The following is a 15930-nucleotide window of genomic DNA, read 5'->3' as shown; positions in this document are numbered from 1 at the left end:
CACCGTCCGATTGGACAGATAAAATATTCACTAATTTAATTCAACCAACAGGTAAAGAATATAAAAGAGATGTTCCAGCTCCATGCAATCCGTCCATCATGTTCCTTCGCTATATCCGGTCCATGTCAAAACCGGTAGCAGAAACGTCGTTTTTACAATCTTTTTTCGAGTTTTCTCCGTGTCTTATAGCATGGAACAGGTATGGAGTTGACACGGAACAGGTATGGAGCAGTTAAAGAATGGATACCATGTAGGCACAAGCATGTGCCCAAACGTATCGGCACATCCCCGCCCCTTCATGTCAAGAAAGAGTGAGCCTAAGACTCGGACGATAAAAGCGCCCCACCTGTTCAGCGTTTCATAAATACTTTTCGCTCCTCTTCCGGGAACTTCTCTATCGCATAGCGCAGCATGGTGCGGGGCATCCTTTGGCAGTGCTTCTCCAGAAACTGCACCAGCAGGTCCTTATCCCGTTTGCCCATTTCGCGCAGCATCCACCCGATAGCTTTCTGCATCAGGTCGTGAAGAGGGCGTGCGGCGGTTCCGTCCTTAGCGGCACGGCCACACGCGGCAACCGGTGCACAATGGGCAAGGAAGCCTTCGGAAAGCCTGATTATGTCAATGAAATCTCCGTTTTTGATCAGTGTATAGGTGGAAACCACCGCTATGCGCTGGTCCCAAAGCAACGGGCTTTCCGCCAAACGGTAGAGCACTTCGCGCGGTTTGTCTTTCAGGTATTCGCCAACGATGCCGGGAGCGGACAAATCCACTAAATCCCAGTTGTTGATGCGCGAGGTGTGCGAGAGATAGAAGTCGTAGATGCATTTTTTGCCTTTTTCATCGCTCTTTCTAAAGCATTCCACCAGCATCAGCAGGGCACAAAGGCGGCACTCATGCCACTCGCTCTGCAACAATTCCGCTATCACATGGAAAGGCGCATCCTTATGCCGCTTTGCCACCAGGCGCGTATGGGGGACAACCACGCCGAGGAACTTGTCGCCCTCGCCGTACTGCCCTTTCCCTGTCTTGAAGAAACGGGGAAGGTATTCCCGCTTCACGGGGTCGATATACGTCTCCAATTCCTGCCGGATGGTTGCGGCATCTACGGCTGTTTCTTTCGATGAAACCGTGTTTTTGGGCATTTTTTCCGCCTGCCGAGGCTCTTTCTTCTTCATTATCCGCTGTCTCGTTTACCTGTTCTTTCATTCACTTGCCCGCCACGGCACTTTCATCCGCAGGAGTCAAAAGGCATGGCTGACGGCAGACAAAAATACGACATTTATATCGAAACTATCGAAAGTTATCTTTAAATTTGCACCCGACATGAAGCAACGGCATGCAAGCCGGGGGCTGAACGGTCATCCGCCATTCCGGGACTTATTCTATGAACTCAAATAAACTACTTACATGGTCTTAAATTATATCTGGACGGCATTCTTCATCATCGCATTCATCGTAGCGCTCTGCCGGCTCGTCTTTATGGGCGACACGGAGATCTTCACGGAGCTTGTCAACTCCACATTCACCTCTTCGAAGACGGCTTTCGAGATATCGCTGGGACTGACGGGGATTCTTGCCCTTTGGCTGGGCATCATGAAGATAGGCGAGCAAAGCGGCATGATCAACGCGCTGTCCCGCTGGCTGAGCCCGGTGTTCTGCCGCCTCTTTCCAGACATACCTAAGGGGCATCCAGCCATGGGGTCCATCTTTATGAACCTATCCGCCAACATGCTGGGGCTGGACAATGCCGCCACTCCCATGGGGCTGAAAGCGATGAAGGAGTTGCAGGAACTGAACCCGAAGAAGGACACGGCCACCAACCCGATGATCATGTTTCTGGTGCTGAACACTTCCGGGCTGATACTGATTCCGATCAGCATCATGATGTACCGGGCACAGATGGGCGCCGCGCAGCCCACCGATGTATTCATCCCGATACTGATCACTACGACCGTCTCCACCCTTGTGGGAGTGGTTGCCGTCAGCATCGCCCAAGACATCAATCTGCTCAACCGCCCCATACTTACGCTGATAGGCTGCATCGGGCTTTTCTTTGCCGGACTGATGTATTTGTTCGTGCACATCGGCCGCGACGGGATAGGGACCTACTCTACGCTGGTGGCCAACGTGATATTGTTCGGCATCATCCTGTTGTTCATCGTCTGGGGGCTGTGGAAGAAGGTCAACGTGTACGATGCTTTTGTGGAAGGCGCCAAGGAGGGGTTCACGACTGCCGTGCGCATCATCCCCTATCTGGTGGCATTTCTAGTCGGCATAGCCGTTTTCCGCACTTCGGGGGCCATGGACCTGCTGGTGAGCGGCATCGAACAGATCGTGGGGATGCTGGGTGTAGACACCGGTTTTGTAGGCGCACTGCCCACGGCACTGATGAAATCGTTGAGCGGCAGCGGTGCCAACGGGCTGATGATTGACGCCATGAAGGAATATGGTGCCGACTCTTTCATCGGGCAGATGAGTTGCGTGGCGCGCGGGGCTTCGGATACGACGTTCTACATCCTGGCAGTCTACTTCGGCAGCGTGGGCATCACCAGGACGCGAAATGCCGTCGCATGCGGACTGATAGCGGATCTGGCGGGGATCATTGCCGCCATCGTTGTCAGCTACCTGTTCTTTTTCTGATGTACTTCCGCTGGGGAGTAACAGGAGAAGGGGAATGGAAGGAGGAAGAGAAAAAGGAAGAAAGAGTTAGTAACCTAAAGTTTAAAAGAAAATAAAGAGGTAGTAACCCAAAGCATAAAAGAAGATAAAAAGTTAGTAACCCAAAGTATATATAAAGCATATACAAAAAATATATAAAGCACATCTATAGTTCAATTCAACCATGATTAGTTATCAGACAGACGGCGTGGATATGCCCGCCATCAAAAAGAGCCAAACAACGGAATGGATCAAGGCCGTAGCCGCCACTTACGGGAAAAGAGCCGGTGAAATCGCCTATATTTTCTGTTCCGACGAGAAGATTCTCGAAGTGAACCGCCAGTATCTACAACACGATTACTACACCGACATTATCACCTTCGATTACTGCGAAGGCAACCGGATCAGCGGTGACCTCTTCATCAGCCTCGATACCGTGCGTACGAATGCGGAACTTTTCGGCAGCGACTACAACACGGAACTGCACCGCGTCATCATACACGGCATCCTACACCTCTGCGGAATCAACGACAAGGGACCGGGAGAACGGGAAATCATGGAGGAAGCAGAGAACAGGGCGCTGGCGATGAGATAGGTCGTCAAGCCAGCGACCATAATCCATGAGTTAAGCGACGGGAAGCTGCCTGTTCAATGACAGGAAACTGCCTGCTTAGTGACGGGAAGCTGTCAACTCAGTGACGGGAGTTGCCCTAATCAAGTGCGTGGATCGGATAAAACCGGACGGTGCGGAAGTGACATCCACAAATGCCACCCTATCGGCATCTCTCACGAAGAAGCCATCAGAATTGAAGCTGACGATAAAGGCAAAAAACGGTTCACGGAAACCGGTTAAAAAAGCATAATATTCCAGCCTCTTTCCCATCTTTTCCCCGATTTTTTTGCCTTCCTTTCCGGTTGTTTCGACCATGTTTCAACCGTCCGGCCTTAGTTTCCGGACGCTCTGCCTTCGCTCTCCCTTCGCTCTGCCCCCAGTCTGCCTCCACTAAAAAACCGTTTTTAGTGGCCGATTAGTGAGCGACCCTATTGTTTTAACACTCCGGAGTCGTAACGTCAACCAATGTTAAACGCCGCTTTTTTCGTCGCGTTATAGTCGGCAAGGAGAAGTACGGCCTTTCGGATCCGCGGGCTTTCGAACCCAGGAAGAAACCAACTGAGAATGTATCCAAACCTATCATAGCCCACAGGCAACACTGATAAAACGGATAACCGCTGATTTTTTCTACAAATCAATCAGATGAAATCCGTAGTCATCCCCCAATCAGTGTCACCTGTGGGCTATCGACATTCCGACACTTCCCACGTTCCTGCGATAACATTCGTAACTTCCTGCAACAGCATTCGTAACTTTCCGCAACAGAAAAGACAGTTTCTTTCTTCATCCGGAGCAAAACTCACGATTTTCATCTATATTTGCACCAACTTAAATACACTGGACGAATGGAATTTAAATACGACGTTATTGTAATCGGCGCCGGACATGCCGGCTGTGAGGCCGCCGCTGCCGCCGCCAACCTGGGTTCAAAGACCTGCCTTATCACGATGGACATGAACAAAATCGGGCAGATGAGCTGTAATCCCGCCGTAGGCGGCATTGCCAAAGGACAAATCGTTCGAGAAATAGACGCCCTGGGCGGATACATGGGACTGGTGACTGACCAGACCGCCATCCAGTTCCGCATACTCAACCGCTCCAAAGGCCCCGCCATGTGGAGCCCGCGTGCGCAGTGTGACCGCAACAAGTTCATCTGGGCATGGCGCGAAATATTGGAGAACACCCCCAACTTGCATATCTGGCAAGACACCGTGCGTGAACTTATCGTCGAAAACGGCGAAGTAACCGGGCTCACCACCCTGCTCGACGTCACCTTCCGAGCCAAATGCATCGTCCTCACCGCCGGTACCTTCCTGAATGGTCTCATGCACATCGGACGCACCCAACTGGCAGGCGGACGCATGGCAGAACCCGCATCCTACAGATTGACCGAATCCATCGCAAGGCATGGTATCGAGTACGGACGGATGAAGACCGGTACCCCGGTACGGATCGATGGACGGAGCGTGCACTATGAATATATGGAAGTGCAAGATGGGGAATCAGACTTCCACAAGTTCTCATTCATGGATACCAGCATCCGGCACTTGAAACAACTTCCATGCTGGACCTGCTTCACCAACGAAGAAGCACACCGCATCCTGCGCGAAGGTTTGCCGGATTCCCCCCTATTCAACGGACAGATTCAAAGTATCGGTCCCCGTTACTGTCCAAGCATAGAGACCAAAATCGTCACCTTCCCCGACAAAGAGCAGCACCAGCTTTTCCTCGAACCAGAAGGCGAAACGACACAAGAACTTTATCTGAACGGGTTCTCTTCTTCCCTTCCGATGAATATCCAAATCGAAGCGCTAAAGAAGATACCTGCATTCAAGGATCTCGTCATCTACCGCCCCGGCTATGCCATCGAATATGATTACTTCGATCCCACCCAACTGAAACATACGTTGGAATCGAAAAAAATCAAGAACCTCTTCTTTGCCGGACAGGTGAATGGTACTACCGGTTATGAAGAAGCCGCCGGACAAGGCATCATCGCCGGTATCAATGCCCATATTAACTGCCACGGTGGCGTCCCCTTCACTCTCAAGCGTGATGAAGCCTATATCGGCGTACTCATCGATGATCTCGTTACCAAAGGCGTGGACGAGCCCTATCGGATGTTCACCTCGCGCGCCGAATACCGCATCCTCCTGCGTATGGACGACGCAGACATGCGCCTCACCGAGAAGTCCTGGAACCTCGGACTTGCCAAAGCCGACCGCTACGAGCTGCTAAAGCGTAAGCGCGAAGCCGTGAACCATATCATAGACTTCACACGCAACTACTCGATGAAACCAGCACTTATCAATCCCATATTAGAAGAACTGGGCACCACTCCCCTACGTCAAGGCTGCAAACTCATCGACCTCATCAACCGTCCGCAAGTGAACATCCAGAATATGGCGGAACACGTCAGCGCCTTCCGCCGAGAGCTGGACAAAATCACCGAAAGGAAAGAAGAGATTATCGAAGCTGCTGAGATACTCATCAAATACGAAGGCTACATCGGCCGCGAACGGATCATTGCCGACAAGTTAGGACGGCTGGAGAACATCAAGATAAAAGGAAAGTTCGACTATGCCTCCATCCAGTCCCTCTCTACCGAAGCGCGGCAGAAGCTCGTGAAGATAGACCCGGAGACGATAGCCCAGGCAAGCCGCATTCCCGGCGTATCGCCAAGCGATATAAACGTCCTGCTGGTACTTTCGGGCAGATAAACCGTCCGCGTTCCACGTGAAACAAAAGGATTCAATAACCTCATTAAACAAACTGATTATGAGCAAAGAAACTCTCACAAAAAGTATTCGGGAAATACCCGATTTTCCCATTCCGGGAATCCTCTTCTACGATGTGACGACACTGTTCAAAGACGCAGCTTGCCTGCAAGAACTTTCAGACACTATGTATGAAATGTACAAAGACAAAGGCATCACAAAAGTCGTGGGTATCGAATCAAGAGGCTTCATCATGGGTCCTATCCTGGCAACTCGTTTAGGTGCCGGATTCATCCCCATCCGCAAACCGGGTAAGCTCCCCGCCGAGACCATCGAGGAAAGCTACGACAAGGAATACGGTAAAGACACAATCCAGATACACAAGGATGCCTTAGACGAGAATGACGTCGTATTGCTGCACGATGATCTGCTCGCCACAGGAGGGACAATGGAAGCCGCCTGCAAGCTGGTGCAGAAGATGAATCCGAAGAAGATATACGTAAACTTCATCATCGAACTGAAAGACCTGCATGGGAAAGAAGTGTTCGACAAGGAGGTGGACGTGCAGTCGGTACTCTCTTTATGAATGGGAGGGAAAGGAGTTATCGGGAGTTAAAAGCGATACTCTTGTAAGTTGACGAGTTTGCAAGTTAATGAGTTTTGAGTTCCTGAGTTTGTAAGTTTGCAAGTTGACGAGTCTATAAGTCGATATACTAATGAGAACAACTCAAGAACTCAAAAAGCTCCTAATATAAAAAACATCCCGTTTAATCGGGAATAAAACGAATCATTTATGGAGAATAGCCCGGAACTGAAGACGAACGAATATCTAAGAGGGATCGTATTAAACCTTCCCGAAAGCCCCGGCATCTATCAATACCTGAACACCGAAGGGGTAATCATCTACGTAGGCAAAGCCAAGAACCTGAAGCGAAGGGTTTCCTCCTATTTCAACAAAGAGCACGAACCGGGAAAGACAAGGATACTTGTCAGCAAGATCGCCGACATACGCTACATCGTAGTGAACAGCGAAGAGGATGCTCTCCTATTGGAGAACAACCTGATCAAGAAGTATAAGCCACGATACAACGTACTTCTGAAAGACGACAAAACCTACCCTTCCATCTGCATACAGAACGAATACTTCCCGAGGATATTCAAGACGAGGAAGATCATACGCAACGGTTCCTCTTATTACGGACCTTACAGCCACACCCCGTCCATGAATGCAGTGCTCGACCTCATCAAGCACTTGTATCCGCTACGTACCTGCCCCCTCAATCTCTCGCCCGAGAATATCAGTGCCGGTAAGTTCAACGTCTGTCTGGAATATCACATCAAAAACTGTGCAGGCCCCTGTATCGGCAAGCAGACAATAGACGAGTACATGAGGAATATCGGTGAAATCAAGGAAATTCTAAAAGGGAATACACAGGAGATAGAGCGGATGTTGTTCCAGCAGATGCAAGACTTGGCAGCCGAAATGAAGTTTGAAGAGGCGCAAAAGATCAAGGAGAAGTATATGCTGATTGCAAACTACCGTGCCAAGTCGGAAGTGGTAAGCAACATACTGCATAACATCGATGTCTTCTCCATAGAAGAAGATAACGACGAAAAGTCCGCTTTCATCAATTACCTCCACATCACCAACGGTGCCATTAACCAGGCTTTCACCTTCGAATATAAGAAACGGCTGAACGAGACAAAAGAAGAGTTACTCCAATTGGGCATTGTCGAGATGCGCGAACGCTACAAGAGCCTTTCCCGCGAAATCATCGTACCTTTCGAGATAGGTATGGAGTTGAAAGATGTCGTATTCACCATTCCTCAGCGGGGAGACAAGAAGAAGTTATTGGAACTTTCCATCCTGAACGTAAAACAATATAAAGCAGACCGGTTGAAACAGGCGGAAAAACTGAATCCGGAGCAAAGAAGCGTCCGACTGATGAAAGAGATACAGGATGAGTTACATCTGGACCGCTTGCCGATACAGATAGAATGCTTCGATAACTCGAACATCCAAGGTTCCGATCCCGTAGCTGCCTGCGTGGTCTTCAAGAAGGCAAAACCATCTAAAAAGGACTACAGGAAGTATAACATCAAGACAGTGATAGGTGCCGATGATTATGCTTCCATGAAAGAAGTCGTCAGACGCCGTTATCAGCGCGCCATCGAAGAAGAATCCCCCCTGCCCGACCTCCTTATTACCGACGGTGGAAAGGGACAAATGAGCGCAGTAAAAGAGGTAATGGATGAGCTGAACCTGGATATTCCCATTGCAGGACTTGCCAAGGACGGTAAACACCGTACATCAGAGTTACTTTACGGCTTCCCGCCCCAAACCATCGGATTGAAGCAAAACACGCCTCTCTTCAGGCTTTTAACGCAGATACAAGATGAAGTTCACCGCTTCGCCATCACTTTCCATCGCGATAAACGCAGCAAAAGGCAAATCGCTTCTAAATTGGACAGCATAAAAGGCATTGGCGGGAAAACAAAATCTGCCCTTCTGAAAGAGTTCAAGAGTGTGAAGCGCATCAAGGAAGCCTCTCTGGAAGCTCTTGCCGCTGTAACGGGGGAAGCTAAGGCAAAAATCATCAGAGAATACTTCGATACCAAGCCCAAAGAGTTTTAGAGAGACGGGAAATAGCGGTGAAAGCGTAAAATAACGAAGATAACCAAGTGCACAGATTTATTGCATCAGAAATATAGTCTTACCCGAATACAAGCTATCACGAATTTATTCGTAACTTTGCCATCCGGGGAAACCCACCCAATAAACGATTAATAGCGAAAAGAGACATGAGAACAGTCATACAACGCACCAGACACGCCTCCGTTACCATCAACGGGACTTGCAAATCAGCCATAGGCAAAGGGCTCTTGATACTGGTAGGCATCGAAGAAACAGACAGTCAGGAAGATATTGACTGGCTCTGCAAGAAAATCGTCAATCTCCGTATTTTCGACGATGAAAACGGAATAATGAACAAGTCCATACTCGACATTGACGGCGATATTCTGGTGATCAGCCAGTTTACCCTGCACGCCTCCACCAAGAAAGGCAATCGCCCCTCGTACATACGGGCAGCCAAGCCCGAAATATCCGTGCCGTTGTATGAACAGTTTTGCCGAAGCCTGAGTTCTTCATTAGGAAAAGAGATAGGCACCGGCGAATTTGGTGCCGACATGAAAGTAGAACTATTGAACGATGGTCCTGTGACCATCTGCATGGATACCAAAAACAAAGAATGATGACATTAGAAGAAGCCCAATCACAAGTAGACCAGTGGATCAAGAAGTATGGTGTACGCTACTTCAGCGAGCTCACCAATATGGCCGTCCTCACCGAAGAAGTAGGTGAGCTTGCCAGAGTTATGTCCCGGAAATACGGCGACCAATCCTTCAAGGAAGGAGAAAAAGGCAATATCGACGACGAAATAGCGGACGTCCTCTGGGTACTCCTCTGTATTGCCAACCAGACCGGAGTAAACGTTACAGAAGCATTCGCCCGCAATCTGGAGAAGAAGACCCAACGAGATAACAACCGACATATCAATAACCCAAAATTGCATGATCATGGAGAAGAATGAACCTACACAGAGTAAGTATGATGCCGCATTGGCAAAATACAATACCCGGCTGGACGATGCGGAAATAGCCGCAAAAGTAGCCCAACTCATCGCAGAGAAAGTGCTCGGAAACAACACGGAAGAAGTCAAAAAATTCCTGTTTCACTGCATCGACCTCACCACGCTGAACACCACAGACAGCGATGAAAGCGTGATGAAATTCACGCAAAAGGTAAACCAGTTTGACGATGAATTCCCCGACATGGAGAATGTGGCAGCCATCTGCGTCTATCCCTGTTTTGCGGAAATCGTGAAAAGTACCTTAGAGGTGGAAGACGTAAATATAGCTTGCGTATCGGCTGGATTCCCCTCCTCACAGACCTTCACCGAGGTGAAAGTGGCAGAGACCGCAATGGCACTGATGGAAGGCGCAGACGAGATAGACATTGTTATCTCCGTAGGCAAGTTCCTGAGCGGAGACTATGAAAGCGTATGCGAAGAGATACAAGAGCTGAAAGAGGTTTGTAAGGAACATCATCTGAAAGTCATCCTGGAAACAGGCGCTTTGAAAACGGCTTCCAACATCATGAAGGCCTCTATCCTATCCATGTATTCAGGTGCGGATTTCATCAAGACTTCCACCGGAAAACAGCAGCCTGCTGCAACCCCCGAAGCAGCTTACGTAATGTGCCGTGCCATCAAGGAGTATTACGAAACCACTGGTAACAAAGTAGGTTTTAAGCCCGCTGGAGGTATCAATACGGTAAATGATGCGATAATCTATTATACCATCGTCAAGGAAGTGCTCGGCAAGGAATGGCTCGACAACCGTTGGTTCCGCTTAGGTACCAGCCGCTTAGCAAACCTCCTGCTATCTGATATCAAGGGAGAAGAAATGAAGTTCTTTTGAACCTACTAAAATTAAAGGAATTATCGGGAGTTTTGTAAATTGATAAGTTTGTAAATTGATAAGTTTATAAGTTAGCACACTAATGAAAATAACTTAAAAACTCAAAGACTGAAAAACTCAAAAACTTAATCCATTGGCGGAATTAAGATATTACTTTACTCCTGTTTTCTTTATATCATTTTTGCCCATCAGTTCTTTCAGCCATTCGTTAATGGTTTGGTTTATAGAGTATTGCCCTGAAACTAAGGAGCCTGAAAGAGGATATTGAAGATTCAGCCTTATTTTTTGGTCTTTAGTTTCAGTCCAATACGATATAAGTCAAATGATTAAGCTAATCCTGAAGGAACTGAAAGATGAAAAGTAGTATGCAAGAATAGCATGTGTTATGTATCTGGGAGTTTGGAGTGGCTAAAGTTCAGGTTTGTATCGCTAAACCTTAGCTTTGTCATGCCAAACCTTAGCTTTGACCAGATATGCTCCATTACATTACTTGTTATACTCCATTACATCACTTGTTATGAGACATAAGATATAATGTAATTTCAAATTAATTCCCCAACGGGTAATCTTAAAAACTCAAAAGGCTTTTAACTCCTGACAATGCAAAGCGAAGAAATAACTCTTGGACTCCCGATAGTTTCTTCAAACCATCAGTCTAATACTACTTTTCCCTATCCACCACGTAGTCCAAATACGCCATGAGAGCTGTCTTCACATCCGTATTGGGCAAAGTTGCTAACAGGGACGCTGCTCTTTCTTTATATGCCTGCATTGCCTGCATAGCGTATTCAATTCCGCCATGACGCTTGGTAAATTCGATTAAATAGGCGATTTCATCGGGTGTAGCCTCACCGTTCTTCACCTTCACAGCTATCTCTTCGGCACACTTATCTCCTGTCGAGTTCAAAGCATAAAGCACGGGAAGCGTCAACTTACCCTCAAGCATATCATTACCTGTGGGCTTGCCTATCTCCTTACTGTCGTAATAGTCGAAAATATCATCCTTGATTTGGAAACAAATACCAATATATTCACCGAACAGACGGGCAAATTCCGCCTTTTCATCGGTTGCTCCCACCGAAAGGGCACTTGCCTTCGTGCAGGCAGCAAAGAGCGCAGCCGTCTTCTTACGAATCACATCGAAATAGATATCTTCCGAAAAAGAAAGGTTACTTACATTAGAAAGTTGCAGGAGTTCTCCTTCTGCCAGATCTTGTCCAAGACGGGAAACCACATCTATAATGGCACAATTCCTCGTCTTGCCCACCTGTACAAGCGAAGTAGCCAACAGATAGTCGCCCACCAGCACTGCCACCTTATTATTATAGACCTCATTCACCGACAACTGTCCCCGACGTTCGGTGCTCTCATCCACCACATCGTCATGAACCAGACTTGCCGTATGCAGCAATTCAAGAGAAACCGCCGCATGAAGCGTCTCCGGACAAACCGGACCATAAAGTTTGGCTATAAGCAGAAGCAACATCGGACGCATCATCTTTCCATTCTTTTTCCGAATGTGCGAGATTGCTTCGTTCAGTAAAAAGTTGGAACTGGTAAGAGAAGCATCAAACAGCTTCTTAAAGTCGTCCAGTTCGGCTGTTATCGGGTATTTTATAAGTGATGAGTTGTCCATGCAACGCTATTTTCCCACAAAAATAGTAATAAAACAGTTAATACCGTATTTTTTTGTACTTTTACCATGAAAAAAAGGATAAATATATGGATTCAGACAATAAATTGTTTCTTCTCGATGCATACGCATTGATCTATCGCGCCTATTACGCGTTCATCAAAAATCCGCGGATCAACTCCAAAGGATTCAATACGTCAGCCGTTCTGGGCTTTGTGAACACCCTTGAAGAAGTACTCAAAAAAGAAGACCCCAGCCACATCGGTGTCGCCTTCGACCCGGCAGGCCCTACCTTCCGTCACGAGGCCTACGAACAATATAAGGCACAGCGGGAAGAGACTCCGGAAGGCATCCGGCTCTCTGTGCCCATCATCAAGGATATTATCCGTGCCTATCGCATTCCCATCCTCGAGGTAGCGGGCTACGAAGCTGACGACGTCATCGGTACCCTCGCCACTGAAGCGGGAAAACAGGGTATCACCACCTACATGATGACCCCCGACAAAGACTACGGACAACTGGTATCTGAAAACGTGTTCATGTACCGCCCCAAGCACACCGGTGGTTTCGAGGTGATGGGTATAGAAGAAGTGAAAGCCAAGTTCGACATCCAGTCCACCCGGCAAGTCATTGACATGCTCGGACTGATGGGCGATGCCTCCGACAACATTCCTGGCTGTCCTGGCGTCGGAGAGAAAACCGCACAGAAACTGGTCAGCGAATTTGGTAGCATCGAAAACCTATTGGAACATACCGACCAACTGAAAGGTGCCCTGAAAACGAAAGTGGAGAACAACCGCGAAAAGATACTCTTCTCCAAATTCCTTGCAACCATCAAAACAGATGTCCCCATCAAGTTAGACATGAAAGCACTCGTGCGCGAAAAACCAAACGAAGAGGAACTCCGGAGAATTTTCGAAGAAATGGAATTCCGCACGCTCATCGACCGTGTACTGAAAAAAAGTACTCCCCCCTCCCCTACTTCCCAAACCCCTGACCTTTTTTCAGCAGGCCCGCTTTTTGCCCAAAACAATGGTCCAATTCAAGGCGATTTGTTTGCAGAATTTGCGTCCGGCGGGACGGATGAGCCGAAAAATTCAATTCTCGCGCGTTTAGAAACGCTCAACACAGACTATCAACTCATTGATACAGAAGAAAAAAGAGCGAATTTTATTAAAAAGTTGCTTACAACGGAAATTCTCTCAATAGATACAGAAACCACTTCCACCGAACCAATGGAGGCTGAATTGGTGGGAATGAGCTTCAGCGATGCCGAAAACCGAGCTTATTACATCCCGGTTCCGCCCGAACGGGAAGAAGCGTTAAAAATAGTCAATGAGCTTCGCCCCATCTACGAAAATGAGAAATCGCTGAAAGTGGGACAAAACATCAAGTACGACATCCTCGTTCTTCAAAACTACGGAGTAGAAGTGAAAGGCGAACTCTTCGACACAATGCTCGCCCACTATGTACTGCAACCCGAGCTTCGGCACAACATGGATTATCTGGCGGAAATCTACCTGCATTATCAGACCATACACATCGACGAACTGATCGGTCCGAAAGGAAAGAACCAGAAAAGCATGCGCGACCTTCCGCCGGAGGAAGTCTACCGATATGCCTGCGAAGATGCAGACGTAACCCTGAAATTGAAGAATGTACTCGAAAAAGAACTGAAGGCGCAAGGCGTGGAGCACCTCTTCTACGAAATAGAGATGCCGCTCGTGCGCGTACTTGCCAACATGGAGAGTAACGGGGTACGCATAGATACCGAATCCCTGAAACAGACATCCGAACACTTCACCACCCGCCTGAAAGAAATAGAAAAAGAGATCTACGAACTGGCAGGCGAGACATTCAACATCGCTTCCCCCAAACAGGTAGGCGAAGTCCTGTTCGACAAACTGAAGATCACTGACAAGGCAAAGAAGACCAAGACCGGACAGTACGTCACTTCCGAAGAAGTGCTGGAAAGCCTGCGGAACAAGCATGACATCATCGGGAAAATATTAGAGCACCGCGGACTGAAAAAGTTGTTGGGTACCTACATCGATGCCCTTCCCTTGCTGATGAACCCACGCACAGGACACATCCACACCTCTTTCAACCAAGCAGTCACCGCCACCGGACGCCTCAGCTCCAGCAATCCGAACCTGCAGAACATCCCCATACGCGACGAAGACGGTAAGGAGATCCGCAAGGCATTCATTCCTGACGATGATTGCGAGTTCTTCTCCGCCGACTACTCACAGATAGAACTGCGTATCATGGCACACCTGAGCGAAGACAAGAATATGATCGATGCATTCCTCAGCGGATATGACATTCATGCCGCCACGGCTGCCAAGATATATAAGGTAGATATCAAAGACGTCACTTCCGACATGCGCCGCAAAGCCAAAACCGCCAACTTCGGCATCATTTACGGCATCTCCATCTTCGGACTTGCCGAACGTATGAATGTAGACCGCAAAGAGGCTAAAGAACTGATTGACGGATACTTCGAAACCTATCCGAAAGTACGCGAATACATGGACAAGAGCATCCAAGTGGCACGCGAACAGGGCTACGTGGAGACCATCTTCCACCGCAAACGCTTCTTGCCCGACATCAACTCAAGAAACGCAACCGTGCGCGGATATGCCGAACGCAATGCCATCAATGCGCCTATCCAGGGAAGTGCCGCCGATATCATCAAAGTTGCCATGGCACGTATCTACGAGCGCTTCCAAACTTACAATCTGAAAGCAAAGATGATTTTGCAGGTCCATGACGAACTAAATTTCAGCGTTCCAAAGGCTGAAAAAGAGATCGTGCAACAAATTGTAATCGAAGAGATGGAACGCGCATATCGCATGCACGTGCCACTGAAAGCGGATTATGGGTGGGGAAAGAACTGGCTTCAGGCACACTAAACCCTCCTATAACCTTATTTAACTTACAATCAGAAAGCAACCTAAGCATTCCATTCAAAATACAGTTTGCTTAACAGAATATCCGGCAACTTCCCTGCCGGATATTTTTTTGCCACAAATACAGGCAAAAGGACACATCAAAAAGAGAATACTCAGCTGACAATTTGTCTAATTTTATATCATAACTCGTATTTATGTCAAATAAATATGTACCTTTGCGGCGAATTAAATCGCATATTGATAGAAAATAGTAAGATATAACTAAAAAACATATACGGTCATGAAAACAAAAGTATTTTTAAAAACAGCTCTCTTATCAGCAGTAATCCTGTTCGGTAGCATTTCTACTTTCGCAGCCAACAAGAACAACCTTATTTACAATTCGGAAGAGAAAGACGGCGTAATGGTAGGACAGACCGTTTACAAGATGGATGGTAGTACTTTGGCAAACTACATGAAGTACAGCTACAAGTATGACGACCAGCAACGCATGACGGAAAGCGAAACGATGAAGTGGAACAGCATAAAGAACGCTTGGGAGAATGAACTCCGCGTTTGCTACACCTATCAGGGAAAGAGTCTCACGACTACTTATTATAAATGGAACAGTAAACAGAAAGCATATATCCTTGTCCCTGAAATGACAGTTACAATGGATAACCCCAATCTGTAAACAACAACAGATTCTCTCTTAAAGCTCTAACAAACGAACCAACCAAAAACCTTTATATACTGTACACAAAGTGAAAGGAGGTATCTATCAAAGATACCTCCTTTCTTTTATTTATACCGTCGGTCCCGAACCCGCTTTCGAGAAATAGTCAGGTTCCCTGCCAACCTGTCCCATAAAATTGTAACTTTGCAGGATGAAGTTACGAAAAGAGTGTAATTTATTGGAAATGAGCGTAGGTT

13 protein-coding genes are annotated in these 15930 nt (G+C 47.6%); 10 read left to right on the top strand and 3 right to left on the bottom strand.

Annotated elements, in window-relative coordinates:
* Window positions 1–350 precede the first annotated feature (350 nt).
* A complete protein-coding gene (locus tag QZ323_RS13325; protein WP_294635197.1) occupies window positions 351–1142 on the bottom strand; it encodes a DNA alkylation repair protein in 792 nt (263 codons plus the stop codon).
* Between the two features lie 265 nt (window positions 1143–1407).
* On the opposite strand from QZ323_RS13325, the gene QZ323_RS13320 reads away from it, so the two are divergent.
* Complete coding sequence (locus QZ323_RS13320; RefSeq protein WP_294635195.1) at window positions 1408–2640, top strand: nucleoside recognition domain-containing protein; 1233 nt, start codon at window positions 1408–1410, stop codon at window positions 2638–2640.
* A 202-nt stretch (window positions 2641–2842) separates the two neighbouring features.
* A complete protein-coding gene (gene ybeY, locus QZ323_RS13315; RefSeq protein ID WP_294635194.1) occupies window positions 2843–3253 on the top strand; it encodes an rRNA maturation RNase YbeY in 411 nt (136 codons plus the stop codon).
* A gap of 75 nt (window positions 3254–3328) precedes the next feature.
* On the opposite strand, the gene QZ323_RS13310 is transcribed toward ybeY, so the two are convergent.
* Complete coding sequence (locus QZ323_RS13310) at window positions 3329–3541, bottom strand: hypothetical protein (protein ID WP_294635193.1); 213 nt, start codon at window positions 3539–3541, stop codon at window positions 3329–3331.
* A 575-nt stretch (window positions 3542–4116) separates the two neighbouring features.
* Here QZ323_RS13310 and mnmG point away from each other — a divergent pair.
* The 6 genes from mnmG to deoC all read left to right on the top strand — a co-directional run bounded on the left by mnmG (window position 4117) and on the right by deoC (window position 10470).
* Complete coding sequence (gene mnmG, locus QZ323_RS13305) at window positions 4117–5991, top strand: tRNA uridine-5-carboxymethylaminomethyl(34) synthesis enzyme MnmG (RefSeq protein WP_294635192.1); 1875 nt, start codon at window positions 4117–4119, stop codon at window positions 5989–5991.
* A 58-nt stretch (window positions 5992–6049) separates the two neighbouring features.
* Window positions 6050–6574, top strand: a complete 525-nt coding sequence (locus tag QZ323_RS13300) for an adenine phosphoribosyltransferase (protein ID WP_294635191.1) — start codon at window positions 6050–6052, stop codon at window positions 6572–6574.
* A gap of 207 nt (window positions 6575–6781) precedes the next feature.
* Complete coding sequence (gene uvrC / locus QZ323_RS13295; RefSeq protein WP_294635190.1) at window positions 6782–8623, top strand: excinuclease ABC subunit UvrC; 1842 nt, start codon at window positions 6782–6784, stop codon at window positions 8621–8623.
* A gap of 167 nt (window positions 8624–8790) precedes the next feature.
* The gene (gene dtd / locus QZ323_RS13290) at window positions 8791–9243 is read left to right on the top strand and encodes a D-aminoacyl-tRNA deacylase (RefSeq protein WP_294635189.1); all 453 of its coding nucleotides are present in this window, start codon (window positions 8791–8793) and stop codon (window positions 9241–9243) included.
* Window positions 9243–9581, top strand: coding sequence for a nucleotide pyrophosphohydrolase (locus QZ323_RS13285; RefSeq protein ID WP_294635196.1), 339 nt, complete (start codon window positions 9243–9245; stop codon window positions 9579–9581). The genes dtd and QZ323_RS13285 overlap by 1 nt, the downstream gene beginning before the upstream one ends.
* Window positions 9568–10470, top strand: coding sequence for a deoxyribose-phosphate aldolase (gene deoC, locus QZ323_RS13280; protein WP_294635188.1), 903 nt, complete (start codon window positions 9568–9570; stop codon window positions 10468–10470). Before QZ323_RS13285 ends, deoC begins: the two co-directional genes overlap by 14 nt.
* A 661-nt stretch (window positions 10471–11131) precedes the next feature.
* On the opposite strand, the gene QZ323_RS13275 is transcribed toward deoC, so the two are convergent.
* Window positions 11132–12106: a polyprenyl synthetase family protein gene (locus QZ323_RS13275; RefSeq protein ID WP_294635187.1), complete on the bottom strand. Its 975-nt coding sequence runs from the start codon at window positions 12104–12106 to the stop codon at window positions 11132–11134.
* 86 nt (window positions 12107–12192) lie between these two features.
* Here QZ323_RS13275 and polA point away from each other — a divergent pair, with 86 nt between their 5' ends.
* Window positions 12193–15018 carry a DNA polymerase I gene (polA, locus tag QZ323_RS13270; protein ID WP_294635186.1) on the top strand — a complete coding sequence of 942 codons (2826 nt, stop codon included), beginning with the start codon at window positions 12193–12195 and terminating at the stop codon, window positions 15016–15018.
* 280 nt (window positions 15019–15298) lie between these two features.
* Window positions 15299–15691 carry a DUF3836 domain-containing protein gene (locus tag QZ323_RS13265; RefSeq protein ID WP_294635185.1) on the top strand — a complete coding sequence of 131 codons (393 nt, stop codon included), beginning with the start codon at window positions 15299–15301 and terminating at the stop codon, window positions 15689–15691.
* Window positions 15692–15930: the final 239 nt, after the last annotated feature.

The organism is uncultured Bacteroides sp. (genome assembly GCF_910585845.1).
Lineage (GTDB): Bacteria > Bacteroidota > Bacteroidia > Bacteroidales > Bacteroidaceae > Bacteroides.
Note: the sequence above shows the minus strand (reverse complement) of the source record. Positions and strands in the feature narration are given on the sequence as shown.